Genomic DNA, 19,162 nt, shown 5'->3' on the forward strand with positions numbered 1-19,162 from the left:
CGCCCCGTCCGGTGAAACGGCATATATGCCCATCACCATAAACCGTCAACTCCCCTTTTCAATTTTATGACAAAAAAACAGAGGGACCAAGGAAACCTATGATATCAGGGGATTTCAGGAGGGCTGCATACTGCAACCCCTCCTCCCTCTCACTCAGGCGTTCTGGATATAGTCGCGCATCGCGGCAGCTTCCGCTTCGATATGGTCGATCCGATATTTTACCAGATCGCCAATCGAGACGAACCCGACCATCCTGCCGCCGTCCACCACCGGCAGATGCCGGATGCGCCGCCGAGTCATCAAGGAAAGCGCCGAAATGACTGGCGTGTCAGAGGAGATCGTGACCGCTGGCGCCGTCATCGCGTTGCCGACCAACCCTTCCAGCATCGAAGGACCTGCGCTTCCCAGTTGATATACGACGTCCCGCTCCGAAAAAATGCCGACCACTTTTCCATCCTGGATCACAGGCACGCAGCCGATTCGCTTCTCCGCCAAGATCGCCACGACGGAAAGAACCGTCGCATCGGGTGTTACTTGGAGGACATCGCTGCCCTTGCTGTTGAGAATCGCGGCTATCGTCATAAATCTCTCCGTTTCGCGGCGCTTTCCGTCCCTTAATGGGCTGAGGGGTTGATGATCCCATGTCCAGTCGCCAAAGGAAAGACATGAAGCGCGGCAAAGCCCTGGATGATCCCGAAATCGCGGCCACTGCGTGGGCGCGTTATCGAAGGTTTATGAAATGGATGGCCCTGATAGCGATCGTTTGCGTCGCAGTGGCCTTGGCCGTGCTTTGGTACTGGACGGGGCCGATGCCGCTTCACATGATCCTAGCCACCTGCGGCGGCGTATTTTGCACCTTCATGCTGGGCACCGGACTGATGGGCCTGCTTTTTCTGTCCAGCGGGACCGGCCATGACGAAGAGGTCGAAGACAGACTCAGAGGGATGATTGATATAGATGAGTGATCGTAAACCGATATTGCGCACCGTCCCAAGACCCGGCGACATCAACGCCAACGGCCATATTTTTGGTGGTTGGGTGTTGAGTCAGATGGACATAGCCGGTGGTATCGTTGCGCACCGGGCCGCCGGGGGAGCCGTGGCGACAGTGGCAATCGAAGCCATGGAGTTCATCGCCCCGATTCTTTTGCAAGACATTGTCTCCGTCTACGCCGTGGTCGAGCGGATCGGCCGTACGTCCATTGCGATCCGCATCGATGTCGTAGCCACACGCGGGCCGATGGAAGAAGAAATACAGGTCACGAGCGGCCTGTTTACGTTCGTGGCGCTCGATGAAAATCATCGCCCGCGGGCAATATCACCGCCCGGCAGATCTGGCTAAGGCACAGGTTCTTCGATCGAGCAAGACGAGGACACGCCATTAGGGCGGCACCTTTCGGCGCCGCCCTTCTTTGTCACTATCGCAAATGTATTACTCGGCTGCTTCGGCCGCCGGGCGAACGCGGCGCGTGCGTTTACGCGGAGTCTCTTCGGTTGCAGCCTCCGCGCCGTCATTATCCCCGCGCGAGATGGCCGGTGGCAGAACCGTCAAATCGAGGCCCGCCGGTTCGTCTTGGCTCACAGCTTCCTCACGCGGGCGACGCTGACGCACCACACGACGTGCACGCGATGCTTCGGCCACTTCCTCAGTCACCACAGGACTCTCATCCTGAGCCGCCTCTACGACTTCAGGCACCGCGGGCGCGGAGCGATCACGCGGCGGGCGCCCGCGACCACGACGCGGCTGCACGCCCTCTTCACGCGGAGCCTCGGCAACCGGTTCATAAGCGGGCGCAGCGGCTTCCACTTCAGCATCTTCGCGAACTGGCTGATGCTGCGGGCGGTCACGCCGGTTGCCGTTGCGGCCATAGTTGTCACGGTTCTGGTCGCGCTGGCCCTCCCGCGGGCCATTATCGCGCTGGCCACCTTCACGCCTTACCTGCTCGCGCTGGTTGTAGTCGCGCTGGCCTTGCTCACGGTTGCCGCCCTCGCGATTGCTGTTGTCGCGATTGCTGTTGTCGCGATTGCCAGACCCATTGCCCTGCGGCGCATAGCCCGGGCGATCTTCAAACTCGCTGTTGCCATCGGCGCTTTCGAAATCGTCGCCATCCGATTCGGGATCCCATGGGCGCTGCTGGCGCTGTTGCTGCTGGATGCCCTGGGCTTCTTCCTGGCGAGCGCGGTTATCGGCCAGCACCCGGAAATAATGGTCGGCGAACTGGAGATAATATTCCGCATTCACGCGGTCCCCGGACAGTTGCGCATCGCGCGCCATGTTCCGGTATTTCTCCAGCAACTGCGCGGCGTTGCCGCGTGAGCGATTATCGATGCGGTTGCCGTTGTCGCCGCCGCCACGGTTTTGTCCGCCGGGACGACCATTATTATTATTGTTCCGGCCACGATTGCGGCGACCGGCCTGACGATTGTTAATCAATGGTGATTCCTAGTATCAAAGTAATCCCTAGAAGCGTCCGCGAACGGATCGCTCGATCCCCTGTTTTCTTTCGATCCGAGCGGTTGATTTCCGACACGCCTAGAATCGCTTAATGTACCGCTCCAGCCTATATGGGCATGGCTGCGCCGGGCCGGGTATCTCCGCCTAGGAGACCCGAACCCCCAGCCTGCCGACAGCGCGAATACCACTGCGCCGTCATGACTTTGGGAGCAGGTATGCCAGTCCCACACGGACCGCGGCTTTCCCTGAGCCCACCTCCTAAACCCTCCAGAAGGGGAAACCAAGGAAAATCGCATTGCAGGAGACTTAAATAGGCTATCTTCGGGTAATTTCCAGGCAGCGATCATGCCCCGCGAGATCACGACGCACAGCGACGTGAAAGCCTGCATCGCGAAAGAGGATGGCGGCGCTTTGGCCCTGATCGAAGCCGATCTCAACGGCGGCAAAGCCTCCTGGCGCGAGCAAAGGGGAGAGTTGAAGCGATATACGTCGATAGTCGTCCAGCCCGTCTTCTCCCGCGAAGAGCGCCATATGGGGCTCATGATGCAGAACGTCCCGGGGAAGCTCTGCCGAAGTGGAGATATAAGGCGGGTTGGAGAGGATGAGGTCGAAAGTCTCGACCACACCCTCCCCCCAGTCGCCCAAGCGGAAATCGGCCCGATCAGCCATATCATTGCGCCGGGCATTGTCGCGCGCGACCTCAAGCGCAGCCGCACACGCGTCGATGCCGAGGCCGGTCGCATCGCGCCATTCATGCAAGGCAGCTAGCAGAAGCGCTCCGGCCCCAGTCCCGAGGTCCAAGACGCGCGTGGGCGCCCTCCGCGCCCTGAAGTAATCGAGTGCCGCTTCGATCAGCGTTTCGGTATCGGGGCGGGGTATCAGCACGTCCGGTGTCACCCGCAAGCTCAGCGTCCAGAAATCGCGCGTGCCGGTGATGTGCGCGACGGGTTCGCCCGACGCACGGCGCGCGACAAGTGCCTCGAAGTTGACAGGCACGCTCAGGTCGCGTTGCTTGAGCAGCAGTTCATTCCGCTCGATCTGGAGCGCGTGAGCGAGAAGCAGTTCGGCGTCGAGGCGCGGGGTAGCACTTCCCGCTGCCAGCTGCGCCGTCGCCAGTCGGAGAGCTTCGGCGACCCCCATGATGGTCAGCGCCGATCGACAGGGGCTGACTGCCTCATCCGGCAGAGTCCAGCTGCGCCAGACGCGCCGCCTCGTCCTCCGCGATCAGGGCGGAGATCACTTCATCGAGTCCCGGTCCCTCCAGTATCTCGGGCAAGCGATGCAGCGTAAGGTTGATGCGGTGATCGGTCACGCGGCCCTGCGGGAAGTTGTAGGTGCGAATCCGCTCCGACCGATCGCCCGATCCGACCATGGCCTTTCGGGCTCCGGCCTGCTCGCTTTGCGTCCGCTCACGCTCCGCTTCATAAAGGCGCGTGCGCAGAATCTTCAGCGCCTTGGCCTTGTTCTTGTGCTGCGACTTCTCGTCCTGTTGCGTCACGACAAGGCCGGTGGGCAAATGCGTAATACGAACCGCGCTGTCAGTGGTGTTGACGTGCTGCCCGCCGGAGCCCGACGCCCGATATACATCGATACGCAGATCGGTGGCTTCGTTGATCTGGATGTCCACGTCCTCCGGCTCAGGCAGCACCGCGACGGTGGCGGCAGAGGTGTGGATGCGGCCGCCGCTCTCTGTCGTCGGTACGCGCTGGACGCGATGAACGCCGCTCTCGAACTTCAGCCTGGCGAACACACCGGTCCCGGTGACGGAAGCTACGACTTCCTTATAGCCGCCCACGTCAGGCGCGTTGGCGGAGATCAGGTCAACCTTCCATCCCTGCTCCTCGGCATATTTGGCATACATGCGAAAAAGGTCGCCGGCGAACAGCGCCGCTTCATCGCCGCCAGTGCCGGCGCGGATTTCAAGCATCGCCGGGCGCGCATCTGCCGAATCCCGGGGGAGAAGCTGCAGGGCCAGCGCCCGCTCGGCCTGCGGGAGTTGCTCTTTCAGTTCCCGGATTTCCTCCTGCGCCATTTCGCGCATCAGGGGGTCGGTATGGGGATCATCGCCGCCCGCCATCGTCTCCAGCGCACTCAGCTCCTGCCGCAGCCGCCGCACATCATGGGCGGCGCGGGCCACTGGCTCCAGTTCGGCATATTGTTTGGAGAGGCGGACGAACTCCTCGGGCGGCAGATCGGGCCGCGCCATATTCGCCTGCACCTCATCGCGCAGCCGCTCGATCTGGGCAATGCGTTCGGGGGAGATCGAGGTCATCGAGCGCCTGTACCCGCGAACGCATCAATGCCTGCAGAACGCACAAGGTCGTGAAGACGCGTTACCTCCTCGATGCTGTTGTCGAGAAGGGGACGAACGTAAAACTCGCCACCGCTTGCTTCTGCATCTCGGACGAACAGAATGGCTTGCGCGCCTCGCTTATTCGCCACTTCAATCTGTCTCTTGGCGTTACCGCGAAAAGCTATCTCACCTGCAATGCCAGCCCGGCGTAGCATGGCAAGGGTTGTAAGTGCTTTATCATTCAGATGCGGCGCGTCCGGGACAACACATATCGTGCGTTCCCGCGCGGGCGCATCGATCAGCATGGCCAGCCTCTCGATCCCTGCAGCCCACCCGACCGCAGGCGTCACCGGCCCGCCCATATTCTCGATCAAGCCATCATAGCGCCCGCCGCCCAGCACCGTGCCCTGCGCGCCCAGCCGATCGGTGACGAATTCAAAGGCGGTATGGCGATAATAATCCAATCCCCGCACGAGCCGCGCATTGCGCTCCCATGCGACGCCAGCGGCATCCAGCCCGGCCGTCACTTTCTCGAAGAAAGCGCGAGCCCCGTCCGTCAAAAAGGCATCGATGTCCGGAGCGCTATCGGCGATCGGCCGGTCGCGCGGGTCCTTACTATCCAAGATGCGCAGCGGATTGCGTGAAAGGCGATCGACGCTATCTTCGGAAAGCTGATCCCGATGCGCTTCGAAATGCGCCACCAGCGCCGCGCGCCAGGCGTCGCGGCTCTCCACATCACCCAAGGTGTTGAGCGTCAGGGTCACGCCTTCGGTGATGCCCAATTCCTTCAGCAACTGGTCTGCCAGGACCAGAAGCTCGACATCCGCGCCCGGTTCCGCCGCGCCGATGATTTCCGCGTCCAGCTGATGAAACTGACGGAATCGGCCCTTTTGCGGGCGCTCATACCGGAAGAGCGGGCCGTGGGTCGCGACCTTGAGCGGCGCATATTGCTGCCAGCCCTCCGTGATGTAGGCGCGAGCTATTCCGGCCGTGAACTCGGGCCGCAACGTCAGGCTGTCGCCGCCGCGATCCTCGAAGGTGTACATTTCCTTGGAAACGACATCGGTGCTCTCGCCCAACGATCGGGCAAAGACGGCCGTGCTTTCAAACACCGGAACTTCGATCCGCTGGAACCCGTACAGGCGGCGAACCCGGTCGAATGTCGCGACCACATGCGCAAAGCGGTCGGCGCTGTCGCCCAGCATGTTCTGCGTGCCACGGATCGGTCGGGGAGTTTCGATTTTCGCCATGGGGATGGGCGTGTAGCGGCATTTTGCGGGGAATGGAACAGGACTGGACGCGCGTAAAATACGGCGGCATGTATCGGCATAATAATCTATGCATTTTCCCTTCCTTTCCGGAGACTTCTCTCATGCGCCGCAGTTTTGCCGCCGTTCTTCTGTTCTCGACCTTGCTTACTGCACCCGCCGCGGCGCAGGACGCCATACGGTCGAAGCCGGTCGCAGCGCCGCTTCCGCAGGAAGCCGGGCCCAAGGACATTCCCTATCCCGGCGGCACCATCGCGCTGGACGTGGACGCCACCGATACCATCCAGCGCATCTTCCGGGTCAAAGAGACGATCCCCGTTGCGCAATCCGGGCCGCTGACCCTGGCGATGCCGGCATGGCTGCCGGGCAATCACGCGCCGCGCGGGCAGATCGAAAAGCTGAGTGGGCTGCGCTTCACGGCCAATGGCAAGGTGCTGCCCTGGACTCGCGATCCGCTGGACGTCTTTTCGTTCAAGATCGACGTGCCCGCAGGCGTGCGCAATGTCGTCGCGGAATTCCAGTTCCTGTCCGCCACCGCCGGAAATCAGGGCCGCGTCGTCGTGACCGAGAACATGCTGAATCTGCAATGGGAGGCCGTCTCACTATATCCCGTGGGCTACTACACCCGGCAAATTCCAGTGAAGGCGACCGTCACCTATCCTGACGGATGGCAGGCGGCGACGGCGCTTCGGGGCAAGAAGACCGGATCGACCGTAGCTTATGAAACCATCGATTATGAAGCACTGGTCGATTCGCCGGTCTTTGCCGGACGCTATTTCAAGGCAGTGGATCTGGGACAGGACGTGACGCTGAACATGGTCGCGGACAATGCTTCCGAGCTGGTGTTCACACCCACCCAGATGGCAAAACACAAGAAGCTGGTCGACGAAGCCGTCGCGCTGTTCGGTGCAAAGCATTTCGATCATTATGATTTCCTGCTGGCGATCACCGACGAGATGGGATCGATCGGGCTGGAGCATCATCGCTCCTCCGAAAATGGTGTCGATCCCGGCTACTTCCCGAAGTGGGACGAAGGCCCCGGCGAACGCAATCTTCTACCGCACGAATTTACGCACAGCTGGGACGGCAAGTTCCGCCGCTCTGAGAAGCTGTGGACGCCGGACTTCAAGACGCCGATGCAGAACAACCTGCTATGGGTCTATGAAGGGCAGACCCAGTTCTGGGGCTATGTTCTTGGCGCACGATCGGGGCTCTACACCAAGGAGCAGACGCTGGACGCCTATGCGCATATCGCTGCAAGGCTGGATACCACTCGCGGGCGTGAGTGGCGGCCGATGGAAGATACCACGCATGATCCGATCATCTCCGCTCGTCGCCCTAAAGGCTGGTCGAGTTGGCAGCGGTCGGAGGACTATTATAACGAGGGCCTGATGATCTGGCTTGAAGCCAATGCGATCATTCGCCAGCAGACGCGCGGCGCAAAGGGGCTGGACGATTTCGCCAAGGCGTTCTTCGGCATCAAGCCGGGCGACTGGGGCCAGGTGACGTACACACGGCAGGACGTCATTGACACGCTCAACAGCGTCGCGCCCTATGATTGGGCAGGCTTTCTGGCGGCGCGAGTCGATCAGCCGACGCGCGAAGTGACCAAGGCGGGCCTGACGATGGGCGGCTATCGGCTGGTCTACGGCGAAAAGCCCGGCGCAACGAGCAAACAGGTGGAAAAGGACCTGAAAGGCGTGGACCAGAGCTTCGGCGCTGGCCTGATCGTCAAGAACGATGGCGAAGTCATGAGCGTCGTATGGGACAGTCCGGCGTTCAAGGCAGGTTTGACCGTAGGGGCAAAGCTTCTGGCCGTGAATGGCAGGGAGTTTTCCGGCGACGGGTTCAAGGAAGCGCTGACCGCAGCGAAGGATCCCAAGCGCCCGGTGGAATTGATCCTGCGGCAGGACAAGAATTTCCGCACTATTAAACTCGATTATTCGGGTGGCTTGCGCTATCCGCGCCTCGAAAAGACAGGAGAGGGTGAGGGCAGCCTCGACAAGTTGCTGCAACCGAAAACATAATCGCCCCTATTATCCATCGTGCAGACAAGGTGAATACATGAACATCGAACTGATCCCCGTGGGTGACGATCCGCCGCACAGCCTTAACGTCGTCATCGAAGTGCCTGTGGGGGGCGAACCGGTAAAATATGAATTCGACAAGGTATCGGGCGCCCTGTTCGTGGACCGTATTCTGCACACCCCGATGCGTTACCCCGCTAATTACGGCTTCGTTCCGCACACCCTTTCGCCCGATGGCGATCCCCTGGACGCGTTGGTGATCGCGCGTTCGCCATTCGTGCCCGGCTGCGTCGTCCGCGCACGTCCGATTGCCGTCCTGAACCTGGAAGACGAAGCAGGCGGCGATGAAAAGCTGGTATGCGTGCCGGTGGACTCGACCTTCCCTTATTATTCGGATGTCGGCGAACGCGCCGATCTGCCCGAGATCATCCTCCAGCAGATCGAGCATTTCTTCACGCACTACAAGGATCTGGAAAAGCAGAAGTGGGTGCGCGTCGGCACCTGGGGCGGCGCGGAAGATGCGCGCCAGATCACCATCGAGGCGATCGAACGCTACAAGGCCGACAAGGCAGCGAAAGCCGCCTGAACTTTGCCAGTGTGCGATGAGGCGTCGCAGCAGTGCTGCGGCGCCTTTTTCGTGCAGCTAGATTACGCGTTCGGCTTCCAACGCCCACACCGATGGATCCTTCGCCGGACGAAACCTCATCCGCAAACGTTCCGAAGCCCTCGCCAGGCGGTCCACCGCGGTCGGCATCTGGGAAGGCGGCAGGGTGAATGGCAACCGGACGAATCGCTCGAACGCGCCATCCAGGCCGAAGCGCGGACCGGGCGCCACCCGCAGCCCTTCGGCCTGAGCCATGGCCGCAAGGGCAGACGCTTCGGGCCGCGGCATTTCAGCCCACAAGCTAAGCCCCCCCGGCGGCACCTCCATTTTCCAATCCGGCAGACGATCAGCGAGCAGCGCCACAAGCCGGTCGCGTGTGTCCCGGATCTCCGCACGCCGCGCGCTGTCAGAACCAGCGCCGCTTTCCAGAAGAGCGGCTACGACCAGCTGTTCGACAATGGGTGTCGCCATGTCGATCGTCGCGCGGACTCGGCCAAGGGCTGCGATCGTCTGTTCGTCCGCCCGCACCCAGCCGATGCGCAATCCGCCCCAATACCGCTTACTCGCCGAGCCCAGGCTGATCACGGTGCCGTCGGTGTCGAATGCCGCAACAGGTGGCACCGCTCCCTCGGCGCTCTGCCCGAACAAGTCGCCCTCCAGCGTCATTTCGGCCATCGTCTCATCGATCACCAGTGGCGTTCGTGTACGAGCTGCCGCTTCCACAAGGGCGCGACGCGTCGGCACGTTCATGTGTCGGCCCGTGGGATTATGATAATCAGCGATGATATAGGCGAAGCGTGGCGCGGTCTGGCGTAGCACGGCCTGTATGGCTTCTATGTCCCAGCCCTGCGCCGGGAGCCCCACTGGGACTGCGCGGCAATTGTTATGGCTGATCGCCGAAAGCGCATTGTGGTAGGTCGGATGATCCACGACGATGCGATCGCCGGGTCCTGCCAAAAGGCGCAAGATCAGAGTGAGGCCATGCTGAGCCCCGCTGGTCACGAGAATCTGCTCGGGCCGCGTGGGGCAACCGCGGCGCACATAATCCGCCGCGATCGCTTCCCGCAGGCGCGGGATGCCCGTCGCCTCATAGCCCAGCCCCGTAAGCCATGCGGGAAGCTGCATCAGCGCTGCTTCGTAGGCCTGCCACACGCCTGCCGGAGCCGGCAGTGCAGCGGCAGTCCAGTTTATAACGTCCGCCTCCTCGGCGTCCGTGTTCGTCAAGGAGCTAGCGTCTCGTCCATTCGGAACGCGCGTTACTGTGCCCGAGCCCTGCCGGCTGAGCAGATAACCTTCATCTCGCAACTGGTTGAAGGCCGCCGCGACGGTCGTCCGACTGATGCCGAGCGCAAGTGCCAACTCCCGCTCGCCTGGCACACGCACACCCAGGGGTACCCGCCCGTCCATTATCAGCAGCTTCAATGCCCGTGCCAACTGACGATAGGCTGGATCCCCCGCCACGGCATTGCGCCACCGCCCTAGATGGCGGACGAGCGAAGTTGCTCCAAGAGTCGAATTGAAGGGCGATGTCATAATGCCAAGAAATCACAAGTGGCCCTAACATTCAATGCCACAACGCGTCATTGGCATGGATCATGATGATGACGCGGCGCTTTTTTCAACTGGTATGGGGATTGATCCTCTACGGCTTTTCCATGGCGATGATGCTCCGAGCGAACCTCGGGCTGGACCCATGGGATGTCCTTCATCAGGGCATCGCGCCGGTGTTGGGACTGAGCTTCGGCATGACGGTCAACCTTGTGGGGCTGATTGTCTTGCTGCTCTGGATTCCAATGCGGCAACGGCCGGGGATCGGAACGGTCCTTAATATCGTGGTCATCGGAACTGCGGTGGATCTTTCGCTGATGATCCTCCCCACGCCCCTCGGCTATCCCGAGCGATTCTTTTTTCTAACGGCAGGAATCGTGCTGAACGGCATCGCGGGCGGCGCATATATAGGTGCGGGCCTAGGTCCTGGTCCTCGCGATGGGCTGATGACCGGAATTTGCGGGCGGACGGGCTGGCCAGTCAAGATTGTACGGACGGCCATTGAGCTGACGGTGCTGGCAACAGGGTGGCTGCTAGGCGGAACGGTGGGCGTGGGGACCGTGCTCTATGCCGCCAGCATCGGCTGGATCGTCCACCATGCGTTGCCTTGGTTTCAACTGACGCCAAAAGCAAAAGATCGAACTTCAGTTACCGCAACCTCCTGAAATCTCTAGGTTACTACGAGGCCCCCTGACCGGTTGGCGCACCGCGCCAGCCGGTCCTTTTTTACTGGCTTCAGCTTTACTGGCTTCAGCTGCCGTTAGGTCCTGGACCTGAAGCACCGCCCATAGCGCCGCCCGCGCCTACGGCACCGATATTGCCGAAGATCTCATTGAACAGGCTGCGGTTGCGGCCAAGGGTCGGCGTCTTGTCACCGCTTGGAGAAATGCGCGCAACTTGTTCAAGCCCGGTACGGTCGACCGCCGCGACATTGCCGGCAGGATCGAAGCGTACCCGCAACACGGTCTGCGCAGAAGGACGTGGCGAAGCGAAGGCGAGCTGCCGCATGTCCCGCGAGACATAGTACCAGTCTGCTTCCCCGAACTGAGACGTAAACGTGGGACGGCCAAGCGTCGCTTCCACGGACGCGCGATTGTCGATGCCCGGCTGCACGGAATCTACCAGAAGCTTATCAACCTGATACCCTTGATGCGTGCGGATCCGCGCGCAACCAGACGCACCGATGGTCAGCGCCAAAGCTCCGATCATCAGCGGAACGCGGCTCCGGAAACGTACGGGGCCGGATCGGGGATCACGCATGATATTCTCCTGGCGGCAATGTGCCGCGAAACAGCATCTAGAGCGGCAAGACAATTGCCGATGTTTGGCCATTGCATTGCGCGGGTCGGCAATCAATATGGAAATGCGCACCAGCAAACAAGGCCCCTGCGACAGGCAGTAGGCAGGACCGCTGGGGCATCCGGTTCAATCTCTCATTTGGTGGCGTGTCTCAATGTCTTTCCTCGATCGTCTCTTCAACCGAGAAGATCCTCGCTCTCAAATGGCGCCGCTCTATGCGGCTGTCGTTGCGCGGGGCCGGGAACCCCACTGGTATGCGACGGGCGATGTACCCGATACGCTCGACGGGCGTTTCGACATGATCGCGGCCATCCTTTGCGTCATATTGCTCCGGCTGGAAGGCGAGGAGACGGCGCGGCAACAGAGCGTGTGGCTGACGGAATTGTTCATCAACGATATGGATGGTCAACTGCGTCAGATCGGGATAGGCGACATGATCGTCGGCAAACATATCGGCAGGATGATGAGCGCGCTCGGCGGGCGACTGACTGCGTATCGGGCCGGACTTGCGCCCGACGGCGACCTGGAAGCTGCATTGATTCGCAACCTCTATCGCGGCGAAGTTCCCTCGCCGAGGGCATCGGCCTACGTTGCGAGTGAAGTTCAAAATCTCCGCACTGCACTGGCTGACGTGCCGACGGAGAACATTCTGGCGGGAAGGCTCGTGCGATGAGTACCCCCCTCCCCGAATTTTCCCGCAGCGTCCGGCTTGACCAGGCGGTGAGCAACGCCGCAGGCGCGCATGTGGCCGCAACGCCGGAGGAGTGCGAAGCGCTGGCCAAACGCTTTGGCTTTTCTGCGATCGATCGGTTGGAGGCAGATTATAGTCTGACCGAAGAGAACGGCAGCCCCGTAGCCCGTGGCCGCTTGCGGGCTACACTCGCCCAGCCATGCGTGGCGACGTCCGAGCCAGTGCAAGAGATGGTCGATGCGCCCTTCGTGATCCGCTTCCAGTTGGAAGGTGAGGCGTCGCAGGACGAGGAGTTCGAACTGAGCGAAGAAGAATGCGATACCCATTTCTACGAGGGCGGCGCGATCGACATCGGCGAAGCGGTGGCGCAAACCCTGGCGCTATCCGTCGAGCCCTACCCCCGCGCACCGCAAGCCGATCAGTGGCTACGCAAGCGCGGCGTGCTGACGGAGGATCAGGCAGGACCTTTCGCCGCCTTAGCTGCTTTGAAGGAGAAAAAGAACCGCTAAGGGACTTTGCTTCTGGGCTTGCCAAGTATCGGAACCACCACGCTCCAGCGTTGCCCCCAATTGTTTTGCGATAAACTAAGCGAAATACACATGACCGGCATGAGCAAGAAAGCTGATCCACACCTCGCGTACCCGGCCGCTAGTAAGATCGGCGAAAGACCTACTTGCATCGCCCTCATGATCCGTTAAGAGCGCCAATGTCGGGATATTCAATGCAGTTTCGTTTACTGCCTTGGCGATCAACGATCCATTTTGGTAAGGCACACCGCCTCACGATCTGGCCCCTTCGTCTAGCGGTTAGGACGCGGCCCTCTCACGGCTGAAACACGGGTTCGATTCCCGTAGGGGTCACCATGTAAGCAGTTGATAAATCTGGATTTTATCCAGAAATTTGCAAAAAGGTGGCCCATTAGGTGGCCCATTTGCGAATCTCGACCCTCGAATCTTGCGCGATCGGGCCGCCTGTTTGACGGCTTTTCAGGTCGGTGAATCAAGAGATGGCATCGTACAGGTCCCGCGATCTCGGGGCCGCACAAGCACTGGCAGCGCTGCTTTAAAATGCCGCTTTGGACGGTCCCGCGTCGCCGTAGATCTGGTTGAGCTTGGCGGCCTCACGACCAAAGTCGCCATGGTCGATCCATTTCGAGTAATGCCTGAACAGCATCGCCGCGCTTCTGTGACCGAGTTGCCGGGAGATATAGGCCGGGTTCACGCCGCCCATCAGCGCGGTCGTCGCATAGGTATGGCGTGTCTGATAGGCATCCCGGCTGCGGATGCCGAGCGCGCGTAGCGTCGGGTGGAAATAGAGCTTCCGCTGGTCCTGGACGTCCGGCCACGGCGTATTGGTGACCGGGTTGATGAAGATCGGCGAATCGAGACCGCGCATGAAGCTGTGCGCCTTCTGACGCTGCAGCACGGCCATCATGCGCGGAGTGAGATCGATGTCCCGCACGGTTCGCGTCTTGGTCGACTTCTCGACGGCGCGGACGCGGGCGCGCTCAATCCGGATCGTCTGGCGTTTCCAGTCAACGTCGCGCCACTGGACGACGATCTGCTCGCTGGGCCGCATGCCGGTGCCGAAAGCAAACTCGTACCAGTTCCAGACCTGCTCGTCATAATGGTCGCGCATATAGGCTAGGATCTGCTCGGTCTCCTCGCGGTCGAACGGGTCGGGTTCGCGCTTCTGGTGCTTCTGGCTCTTGATCCGATCGAGCGGCGAGCGTTCGAGCAACTCGTCATCGACGGCTAGTTCGAAGATGCCGCGCAGGGGGATCATGTTGTTGTTGATCGTCTTGCCGCTGACCACCTTCGCGCGTTCCGCGATGATCTTCTTGATCTCGCTCGGCTTGATGGTCTTGAGGTTCCGTTCTCCGAAAGCCGGCGACCAGACCTTGTTGATGGCCGACACATAGTCCGACATGGTTGATTTCTCGACCACGAGGGTTTCGAGCCACTGGTTCGCGTAGGTGGTGAAGCCTCCGGCTATCTGGCGGTCAGTCTTGCCACTCCCCTTTTTCGGGAACGTGGCTTCGTAATCGAAGATGCCGAGGTCGATTTCCTGATGGACGCGCGCCATCAGGCGCTCCGCCGCCTTGATGTTGGCGGCCGTGGGTTCAAGGTTAAGGGTTTCGCGGTAGCGCTTGCCGTTCCAGCGGAAGCGGACGCGAATGGAGTGCTTCAGCGGCTCGATACCGGAGCCTGGCCGTTTTCTACCCATTTTTGGTAGCCTTCGAGATCTATGCAGAGGCTGCCGTCCGGGGCGCGGCGATATTCGCGGCCGTGGATCCACACGCCGTCGGCGATCTTTCGGTAGATCGCTTTCTCGGTGTAGCCGGTCAGCTCGGCGAAACGCTTGATGCGCACATAGCGCGCGCCCGTCATGGCAGTTCTGCGGTTGAGGAAAGGAAGCCGCGGACAGCCATCCACCCGCCGCTTCCGCTTCCCTCCCTCTCCCTCCTCTTTCGGGGGGTTTGAAATGATCGAGCTGTTACGCGCGGATTGTGAGCCGCAGTTCGCCGAAACCGGTCATGTGGGTGTGCATGGGAATAGCGCATGGACTGCTACCCGATAGGCAGCGCAGGCAGGCCATGACGCGTGGCTAATCTATCATTTCCGGTCCGGCATCCAAAGGACGAAGATCGCGTTTTCAGGCAGACAGATGCCGCATCTCGCACTTTTGTCGACCAGCCCGTCAGCGGCCTGACCTTTGGAAGCCGCTTCGCGTTTGAGGCGATGCGTTGCTGCAAACCGCTGCCCGAAGAGCCTAGAGTCGGTTGCGGATGGTTTGCGCCATCGTACTCATGCTTATTCCGAAATCCTTTGCCAGCTGGCGCACGCTCGCTCCGGCGCGTCTGCGCTTTATGATCTCGTCTGCCTGGGGATGCCTTGTGATGTAGCGCTTTGATTCCGGGTTTTGGCGCCTGTCGTTGTCCCACTCATGCAGAACGACGATCACATCGGGCCGGCTATATCCTCGCTCGCGATAGGACCGCAGGTTCGATGCCGCGGGCCACGGCACGGCTCCTGCTTTCAACAGACCGAATTCCTTCTGGTTCGGCAACAGAAACAGGTTCGCGGGTGCATGATTATCGTTGTTGCCATCCAGGCAAATCACGACCTCGTTCCGTTTGAGCCTTCGACCGATCGTGCGTTCAACGACAAGCCGATGCTCACCATCATATTTCGCGGCATAGCCCTCGCGGTCAATCCTGCGAAACGTCCGCCCGTTCTGCTTCACGACGCCGCCTTGCCAACCGGGCGATCGATCACGGACATAATAGGACGTCGAACATGCCCGTGAACACAGCATCTCGTCGGAACGCGCGCGCGACACAGTGAACGGCTCGCCGCAGTTGAGGCATGTCTTGGTGACGCGTCGCGATCTGCGATACGCGTTCAGGCAGGCAGTAGAGCAGAACCGCTGTGATGCATCTCTGGCGGAAGCGTCAAACGGCTTTCCGCAGTTGGCGCAGGGCACACGCCTTGCCTGTGACCACCCGTGATGGGCGCGGACGCATTCACGCGAACAATATTTCGCAGCGTGGCTTCCACTCGCATTTTGCCCGGCAGGAATTTCGAATGTCTTTCCACAATGAAGGCAGGAATTTTCCCTGAGAGATGTTGGCAAACGCCGGGCCAGCCCCGCGCATTTTCGTGAGCAGAATTTCTGGTTTATCCTGTGCGCTGTGTACTGCTTTTCGCAGACCTGACAGGTCTGGCCGGGAATAGACGGCATCCAGTGACCATCTGGTGAATAATGCGGACGGCTCATGGGCTTTCCATTTCTTCCTGCCTGCGTTGGCGGGACGAGGGATTGCCAGGATGCGGCGCGTCGCACTTCGCGGCACCCACGAATTTCATATCTTGCCGTTCTCATCGTCGCGCCGCCATTCGGGTGACAGGTTCTGCTTCAGCGCGGCGAGCACCGACTCCGATATGACCTCGATGCACTTGCGTTCGATGCCGGGGAGATCGCCGTAGATCAGCTGACGCGGGAACCGCATGCGATGGCCCGCAAAGAGGATCGAGAACGCAATGTGCCCGGTCGTCATGCCGAGCCTGAGCGCGGCGTTCAGATGATCCTCCAGCTTTGTCACCGGCGCGCCGGCTTCGATCTCGCGCAGCCAGCGCGGACTGCCGCCCATATTGGTGGCAAGCTGCAATTGCGTGATGCCGCGCAGATTCCGCTCGTGCCTGATCCGCTCGCCGGACAGCATCTTGATCTCCCTGAAGATCGACAGGTCGACGGCGGCAAATTTATCGTCAGGCTCCATGCTCTCGTCCTCCGCGGCAACGCCTCCTGGCGCGATGGATCGCCCGAAAGATGTAAGTGGTCTCGATAATCGTGAGCAATAATAGATGCCGTTGATTTTAGAGGAAGGTATCTGCCGAATAGGAACGAATATATGAGCATGAGTGTCGATTACCGAACAATCGGCATTTCACTGCCTGATTCATCGGAAATGGACTGAATGGGAACTCTCTTTCCGAAATCGCGGCCGACCGGCGCGAGTGCTCCCGAATAAGCCGGATTAGAACTAATTTCGTGCAATTCCGGCTAATTTCGTTGGTGGCGGCAGGCCCCTGCCGGGGCCTGTTGCAATCCTCGTCGATTCAAATCAGTCAGGCTTCGTTCCGAACAACCCAAGTCGAATCAGACCTGATACTTCGGATCATTAAACATTCTTAACCAAGGCGCGAGGCGCCGATTGGAGTCGTGCATGAAGCCGATTACCAAAGCGATGACGGCTGCCCTGGGCGCCCTCGTCGCCACGACGACAGCCTGTGCCGCGCCCGGCGGGCGCCCCCAGCAACTCGGCATCATGCTGGACATGGAGCGGCAGCGGACCATCGCCGCGACGGCAGACGGGTTCGTGATCCGCGCCGCGGCTGCGGCCGAGGCGGACAACCCCATCGCCGCCGACCGCCGTGAACTCATCCCGGTAGGATCGGGCACGCATCTCGATGCGCGCCTGCTCTCCCGTCCGTCCAACACCATTCAGGAGATTTCGCATGCGCATCCGTAAATTCGGGGCGGCAGCGCTCGCCCTGCCTTTGATTTTCGCCGCCCAAAGCGCCGCGACCGCGCAAGCCCTCCCCGATCCGCTGGCCGCGGCGGCGCGAGAGGCCGAGAACGAGCTGCGGCAGACCTTCACCAATTTGCAGTTCGAGGATTTCGGGCCGGCGCCGGTCAAGGGGCCGATCTATCAGGCGAGCGCGGGCGGGCGCATCATCTACTACGCGCCCGAGAGCGAGCACCTGCTGTTCGCGGAAGTGTACGACCGCAACGGGCAGAACCTGACCGCGCTCGCGCAGAACTCCGCCGCCGCAAGGAAGCTCGCCGGGATTGACACCAGCAAGGCGCTGGCCATCGGTCCCGAAGGCGCGCCCGTCGTCATCGAGTTCACCGATCCCGATTGCCCCTATTGCCGTGCGCTGGACCGCTTCTGGGCAGCGAAGGCGGCCGAGGGCAAGCCGGTGCGACGCCTGATCTTTTTCGTTTCCGGCATCCATCCTGAGGCGGCGGCCAAGGCCGAGCATGTCCACTGTTCCCCCGACAAGGAGGCCGCGTTCAAGGCGATTTATGCCGGAGCCGCGCCGACACCTTTGCGCACTTGCGCTGAAGGCAAGGCCCGGGTCGAGGCCGACGCCGGGATCGTGCGCAGCATCGGCATCTCCGGCACGCCGACGCTGATCGCGGAGGGCAAGATCATCTCCGGTTTTCGGCAAGCCGAGATCGAGGAGGTCCTCGCCGGGACCAAGGCGCTCGCCAATGCCGACCGCTGATCATGTCCCGATCCCTGGCACGGCGATCGCTGTGCCAGCCCCATGCCGGCGGCAAGGCCCGAACCGGGCCGCCCAGCCTAGCCGCCGGCCGACAGCGCCGTGCCGCGCCGCGTGTCGCGGCACGGCCATCGATGCCGGCAAGCAAATCCCGGAGCGGCCCATCTTCACAGGAGCAAAAGCATGTTGAGGACCATCGGTCGACAGACCGTCTCGCTCGCCAATGTCGGCATCCCTTTGACCGCGCTCGCGCTGCTTGGCGCCGGTGGGGCTCACGCCTTCTCCGCGCCGGCGGCGGGCGACCTTGGCTACGACATCTACGATATCGTCGTGAACCAGGGCGTCAAAGGCCCGCTCGGCTTCGTCGGCGGCGTCGCGGCCTTCCTGTTCGGCGTGAGCAGGCTGTTCAGCAACATCATGATCGGCATCCCGACCATCGTCGCGGCGGTCTGCCTGATCAAGGCGGATTCGATCCTCCAGACTTTCGGGATGGTGATCTGACGGTTCGGTCCGTGGTCCGCCCACGCGGACTGCGGACCTCAACGGGCCGGAGCGCACAGGCGCGATGGCGAGACAGCCCACGAAGTTCAACCGGCTTCGCAGGGAGGTCACGACGCAAGGAGGAGAAGGCTCGTGGACGAGCGGCTACCCCAATATCTGCACAAGCCGGTCCAGATCCTGTGGTTCGGATCGGACGAATTCGTGCTGGTGATCACCGTCATCTTCGTCGCCGTAATTCTCGGCGGGATGCTCGGTTGGGCGCTCGTCGCGGGTCTTCTCCTTTTCGTTCCCTGGCTCCGCACCAAGCCGCGCGGCTTCATCCCGCACATGGCCTGGCGCTGGGGGCTGGTCGGCTTTCGCCACTATCCGGGTCCGACGCAGACCCGCTTCTTCGAGTGAGGAAAAGCGATGTTCGGACGCAAATCCCCCAATGCGCCTCCACGCGATCCGCTGCTCGGCAAACCTGCGAGCTTCGGCCTGCACCGCTACCTTCAGGGTTCGAGCAACCTGTTCGAGGAGAACCGGCTGCTGAAGCTCGCTGTGGTCGGCCTGTTCGGGATCACGGCGGTGCTCGGCACGCTGATCTACACCTCGAACCAGAACACCCGCTGGACTTGTAACGGTTTTGTGCCGGTCACCTATCTCATTATGCCACCTTGGCTTCGAACGCGAGTGGGCTGATGCC

22 protein-coding genes, 1 tRNA gene and 1 pseudogene are annotated in these 19,162 nt (G+C 61.3%); 13 read left to right on the forward strand and 11 right to left on the reverse strand.

Annotated features, from left to right (window positions below; genetic code table 11):
* Window positions 1-153: 153 nt before the first annotated feature.
* The gene (locus QHC67_RS17050) at window positions 154-582 is read right to left on the reverse strand and encodes a CBS domain-containing protein (RefSeq protein ID WP_319296089.1); all 429 of its coding nucleotides are present in this window, start codon (window positions 580-582) and stop codon (window positions 154-156) included.
* Between the two features lie 83 nt (window positions 583-665).
* Between QHC67_RS17050 and QHC67_RS17055 the strand changes: the two genes are divergently transcribed.
* Together QHC67_RS17055 and QHC67_RS17060 are read left to right on the forward strand one after the other, a co-directional pair.
* Window positions 666-965 (forward strand): hypothetical protein, encoded by a 300-nt coding sequence (locus tag QHC67_RS17055; RefSeq protein WP_319296091.1) that lies wholly within the window; start codon window positions 666-668, stop codon window positions 963-965.
* Window positions 958-1,341, forward strand: coding sequence for an acyl-CoA thioesterase (locus tag QHC67_RS17060; protein WP_319296093.1), 384 nt, complete (start codon window positions 958-960; stop codon window positions 1,339-1,341). Before QHC67_RS17055 ends, QHC67_RS17060 begins: the two co-directional genes overlap by 8 nt.
* A 90-nt stretch (window positions 1,342-1,431) precedes the next feature.
* On the opposite strand, the gene QHC67_RS17065 is transcribed toward QHC67_RS17060, so the two are convergent.
* The 4 genes from QHC67_RS17065 to hisS form a co-directional block, all read right to left on the reverse strand.
* Window positions 1,432-2,433 carry a DUF4167 domain-containing protein gene (locus tag QHC67_RS17065; RefSeq protein WP_319296095.1) on the reverse strand — a complete coding sequence of 334 codons (1,002 nt, stop codon included), beginning with the start codon at window positions 2,431-2,433 and terminating at the stop codon, window positions 1,432-1,434.
* A gap of 336 nt (window positions 2,434-2,769) precedes the next feature.
* The gene (prmC, locus tag QHC67_RS17070) at window positions 2,770-3,594 is read right to left on the reverse strand and encodes a peptide chain release factor N(5)-glutamine methyltransferase (protein ID WP_319296097.1); all 825 of its coding nucleotides are present in this window, start codon (window positions 3,592-3,594) and stop codon (window positions 2,770-2,772) included.
* Between the two features lie 34 nt (window positions 3,595-3,628).
* Complete coding sequence (prfA, locus tag QHC67_RS17075) at window positions 3,629-4,726, reverse strand: peptide chain release factor 1 (RefSeq protein WP_319296099.1); 1,098 nt, start codon at window positions 4,724-4,726, stop codon at window positions 3,629-3,631.
* Window positions 4,723-5,997 carry a histidine--tRNA ligase gene (gene hisS / locus QHC67_RS17080; protein ID WP_319296100.1) on the reverse strand — a complete coding sequence of 425 codons (1,275 nt, stop codon included), beginning with the start codon at window positions 5,995-5,997 and terminating at the stop codon, window positions 4,723-4,725. Before hisS ends, prfA begins: the two co-directional genes overlap by 4 nt.
* Before the next feature lie 122 nt (window positions 5,998-6,119).
* Between hisS and QHC67_RS17085 the strand changes: the two genes are divergently transcribed.
* A complete protein-coding gene (locus QHC67_RS17085; protein ID WP_319296102.1) occupies window positions 6,120-8,042 on the forward strand; it encodes a peptidase M61 in 1,923 nt (640 codons plus the stop codon).
* Window positions 8,043-8,079: 37 nt separating this feature from the next.
* On the forward strand, window positions 8,080-8,628 hold the full coding sequence (gene ppa, locus QHC67_RS17090) for an inorganic diphosphatase (protein WP_319296103.1): 549 nt from the start codon (window positions 8,080-8,082) through the stop codon (window positions 8,626-8,628).
* A gap of 57 nt (window positions 8,629-8,685) precedes the next feature.
* On the opposite strand, the gene QHC67_RS17095 is transcribed toward ppa, so the two are convergent.
* Complete coding sequence (locus tag QHC67_RS17095; protein WP_413818563.1) at window positions 8,686-10,179, reverse strand: PLP-dependent aminotransferase family protein; 1,494 nt, start codon at window positions 10,177-10,179, stop codon at window positions 8,686-8,688.
* Between the two features lie 62 nt (window positions 10,180-10,241).
* Between QHC67_RS17095 and QHC67_RS17100 the strand changes: the two genes are divergently transcribed.
* Window positions 10,242-10,859: a hypothetical protein gene (locus QHC67_RS17100; protein ID WP_319296107.1), complete on the forward strand. Its 618-nt coding sequence runs from the start codon at window positions 10,242-10,244 to the stop codon at window positions 10,857-10,859.
* Between the two features lie 85 nt (window positions 10,860-10,944).
* On the opposite strand, the gene QHC67_RS17105 is transcribed toward QHC67_RS17100, so the two are convergent.
* A complete protein-coding gene (locus tag QHC67_RS17105) occupies window positions 10,945-11,454 on the reverse strand; it encodes an outer membrane protein assembly factor BamE (protein WP_413818564.1) in 510 nt (169 codons plus the stop codon).
* 241 nt (window positions 11,455-11,695) lie between these two features.
* Here QHC67_RS17105 and QHC67_RS17110 point away from each other — a divergent pair, with 241 nt between their 5' ends.
* From QHC67_RS17110 to QHC67_RS17120, 3 genes are all read left to right on the forward strand, one after another.
* A complete protein-coding gene (locus QHC67_RS17110; RefSeq protein ID WP_319296108.1) occupies window positions 11,696-12,166 on the forward strand; it encodes a ubiquinol-cytochrome C chaperone family protein in 471 nt (156 codons plus the stop codon).
* Entirely contained in the window at window positions 12,163-12,693 is a 531-nt protein-coding gene (locus QHC67_RS17115; RefSeq protein WP_319296110.1) for a DUF177 domain-containing protein, read from the forward strand. Before QHC67_RS17110 ends, QHC67_RS17115 begins: the two co-directional genes overlap by 4 nt.
* A 279-nt stretch (window positions 12,694-12,972) precedes the next feature.
* A tRNA-Glu gene (locus tag QHC67_RS17120) sits at window positions 12,973-13,047 on the forward strand.
* A 199-nt stretch (window positions 13,048-13,246) separates the two neighbouring features.
* Here the strand turns inward: QHC67_RS17120 and QHC67_RS17125 are convergent.
* The 4 genes from QHC67_RS17125 to QHC67_RS17140 all read right to left on the reverse strand — a co-directional run bounded on the left by QHC67_RS17125 (window position 13,247) and on the right by QHC67_RS17140 (window position 16,466).
* On the reverse strand, window positions 13,247-14,410 hold the full coding sequence (locus tag QHC67_RS17125; RefSeq protein WP_319296112.1) for an Arm DNA-binding domain-containing protein: 1,164 nt from the start codon (window positions 14,408-14,410) through the stop codon (window positions 13,247-13,249).
* Window positions 14,371-14,574, reverse strand: a complete 204-nt coding sequence (locus tag QHC67_RS17130; RefSeq protein ID WP_142634030.1) for an excisionase — start codon at window positions 14,572-14,574, stop codon at window positions 14,371-14,373. The genes QHC67_RS17125 and QHC67_RS17130 overlap by 40 nt, the downstream gene beginning before the upstream one ends.
* A 382-nt stretch (window positions 14,575-14,956) precedes the next feature.
* Window positions 14,957-15,964, reverse strand: a complete 1,008-nt coding sequence (locus tag QHC67_RS17135) for an HNH endonuclease (RefSeq protein WP_319296115.1) — start codon at window positions 15,962-15,964, stop codon at window positions 14,957-14,959.
* 85 nt (window positions 15,965-16,049) lie between these two features.
* Window positions 16,050-16,466 (reverse strand): helix-turn-helix domain-containing protein, encoded by a 417-nt coding sequence (locus tag QHC67_RS17140; RefSeq protein WP_142634034.1) that lies wholly within the window; start codon window positions 16,464-16,466, stop codon window positions 16,050-16,052.
* A 447-nt stretch (window positions 16,467-16,913) separates the two neighbouring features.
* On the opposite strand from QHC67_RS17140, the gene QHC67_RS17145 reads away from it, so the two are divergent.
* The 5 genes and pseudogenes from QHC67_RS17145 to QHC67_RS17165 form a co-directional block, all read left to right on the forward strand.
* Window positions 16,914-17,219, forward strand: a complete 306-nt coding sequence (locus tag QHC67_RS17145; protein ID WP_142634036.1) for a hypothetical protein — start codon at window positions 16,914-16,916, stop codon at window positions 17,217-17,219.
* Window positions 17,206-17,979: a DsbC family protein gene (locus QHC67_RS17150; protein ID WP_142634038.1), complete on the forward strand. Its 774-nt coding sequence runs from the start codon at window positions 17,206-17,208 to the stop codon at window positions 17,977-17,979. The genes QHC67_RS17145 and QHC67_RS17150 overlap by 14 nt, the downstream gene beginning before the upstream one ends.
* 180 nt (window positions 17,980-18,159) lie before the next feature.
* Window positions 18,160-18,477, forward strand: coding sequence for a hypothetical protein (locus tag QHC67_RS17155; protein WP_086485627.1), 318 nt, complete (start codon window positions 18,160-18,162; stop codon window positions 18,475-18,477).
* 132 nt (window positions 18,478-18,609) lie between these two features.
* Window positions 18,610-18,876, forward strand: a complete 267-nt coding sequence (locus tag QHC67_RS17160; protein ID WP_142634040.1) for a type IV conjugative transfer system protein TraL — start codon at window positions 18,610-18,612, stop codon at window positions 18,874-18,876.
* A 9-nt stretch (window positions 18,877-18,885) separates the two neighbouring features.
* Window positions 18,886-19,086 (forward strand): annotated as a pseudogene (locus QHC67_RS17165) (conjugal transfer protein); the annotation flags it as partial.
* Between the last annotated feature and the right edge of the window lie 76 nt (window positions 19,087-19,162).

It is taken from the genome of Sphingobium sp., assembly GCF_033795625.1.
Taxonomy (GTDB): domain Bacteria; phylum Pseudomonadota; class Alphaproteobacteria; order Sphingomonadales; family Sphingomonadaceae; genus Sphingobium.

Coding starts and splice junctions, on each gene's coding strand:
- QHC67_RS17050 (WP_319296089.1), bottom strand. CDS start 582: ATGACGATAGCCGCGATTCTCAACAGCAAGGGCAGCGATGTCCTCCAA.
- QHC67_RS17055 (WP_319296091.1), top strand. CDS start 666: ATGAAGCGCGGCAAAGCCCTGGATGATCCCGAAATCGCGGCCACTGCG.
- QHC67_RS17060 (WP_319296093.1), top strand. CDS start 958: ATGAGTGATCGTAAACCGATATTGCGCACCGTCCCAAGACCCGGCGAC.
- prmC (WP_319296097.1), bottom strand. CDS start 3,594: ATGGGGGTCGCCGAAGCTCTCCGACTGGCGACGGCGCAGCTGGCAGCG.
- prfA (WP_319296099.1), bottom strand. CDS start 4,726: ATGACCTCGATCTCCCCCGAACGCATTGCCCAGATCGAGCGGCTGCGC.
- hisS (WP_319296100.1), bottom strand. CDS start 5,997: ATGGCGAAAATCGAAACTCCCCGACCGATCCGTGGCACGCAGAACATG.
- QHC67_RS17085 (WP_319296102.1), top strand. CDS start 6,120: ATGCGCCGCAGTTTTGCCGCCGTTCTTCTGTTCTCGACCTTGCTTACT.
- ppa (WP_319296103.1), top strand. CDS start 8,080: ATGAACATCGAACTGATCCCCGTGGGTGACGATCCGCCGCACAGCCTT.
- QHC67_RS17095 (WP_413818563.1), bottom strand. CDS start 10,179: ATGACATCGCCCTTCAATTCGACTCTTGGAGCAACTTCGCTCGTCCGC.
- QHC67_RS17100 (WP_319296107.1), top strand. CDS start 10,242: ATGATGATGACGCGGCGCTTTTTTCAACTGGTATGGGGATTGATCCTC.
- QHC67_RS17105 (WP_413818564.1), bottom strand. CDS start 11,454: ATGCGTGATCCCCGATCCGGCCCCGTACGTTTCCGGAGCCGCGTTCCG.
- QHC67_RS17110 (WP_319296108.1), top strand. CDS start 11,696: ATGGCGCCGCTCTATGCGGCTGTCGTTGCGCGGGGCCGGGAACCCCAC.
- QHC67_RS17115 (WP_319296110.1), top strand. CDS start 12,163: ATGAGTACCCCCCTCCCCGAATTTTCCCGCAGCGTCCGGCTTGACCAG.
- QHC67_RS17125 (WP_319296112.1), bottom strand. CDS start 14,410: ATGGGTAGAAAACGGCCAGGCTCCGGTATCGAGCCGCTGAAGCACTCC.
- QHC67_RS17130 (WP_142634030.1), bottom strand. CDS start 14,574: ATGACGGGCGCGCGCTATGTGCGCATCAAGCGTTTCGCCGAGCTGACC.
- QHC67_RS17135 (WP_319296115.1), bottom strand. CDS start 15,964: ATGAGCCGTCCGCATTATTCACCAGATGGTCACTGGATGCCGTCTATT.
- QHC67_RS17140 (WP_142634034.1), bottom strand. CDS start 16,466: ATGGAGCCTGACGATAAATTTGCCGCCGTCGACCTGTCGATCTTCAGG.
- QHC67_RS17145 (WP_142634036.1), top strand. CDS start 16,914: ATGAAGCCGATTACCAAAGCGATGACGGCTGCCCTGGGCGCCCTCGTC.
- QHC67_RS17150 (WP_142634038.1), top strand. CDS start 17,206: ATGCGCATCCGTAAATTCGGGGCGGCAGCGCTCGCCCTGCCTTTGATT.
- QHC67_RS17155 (WP_086485627.1), top strand. CDS start 18,160: ATGTTGAGGACCATCGGTCGACAGACCGTCTCGCTCGCCAATGTCGGC.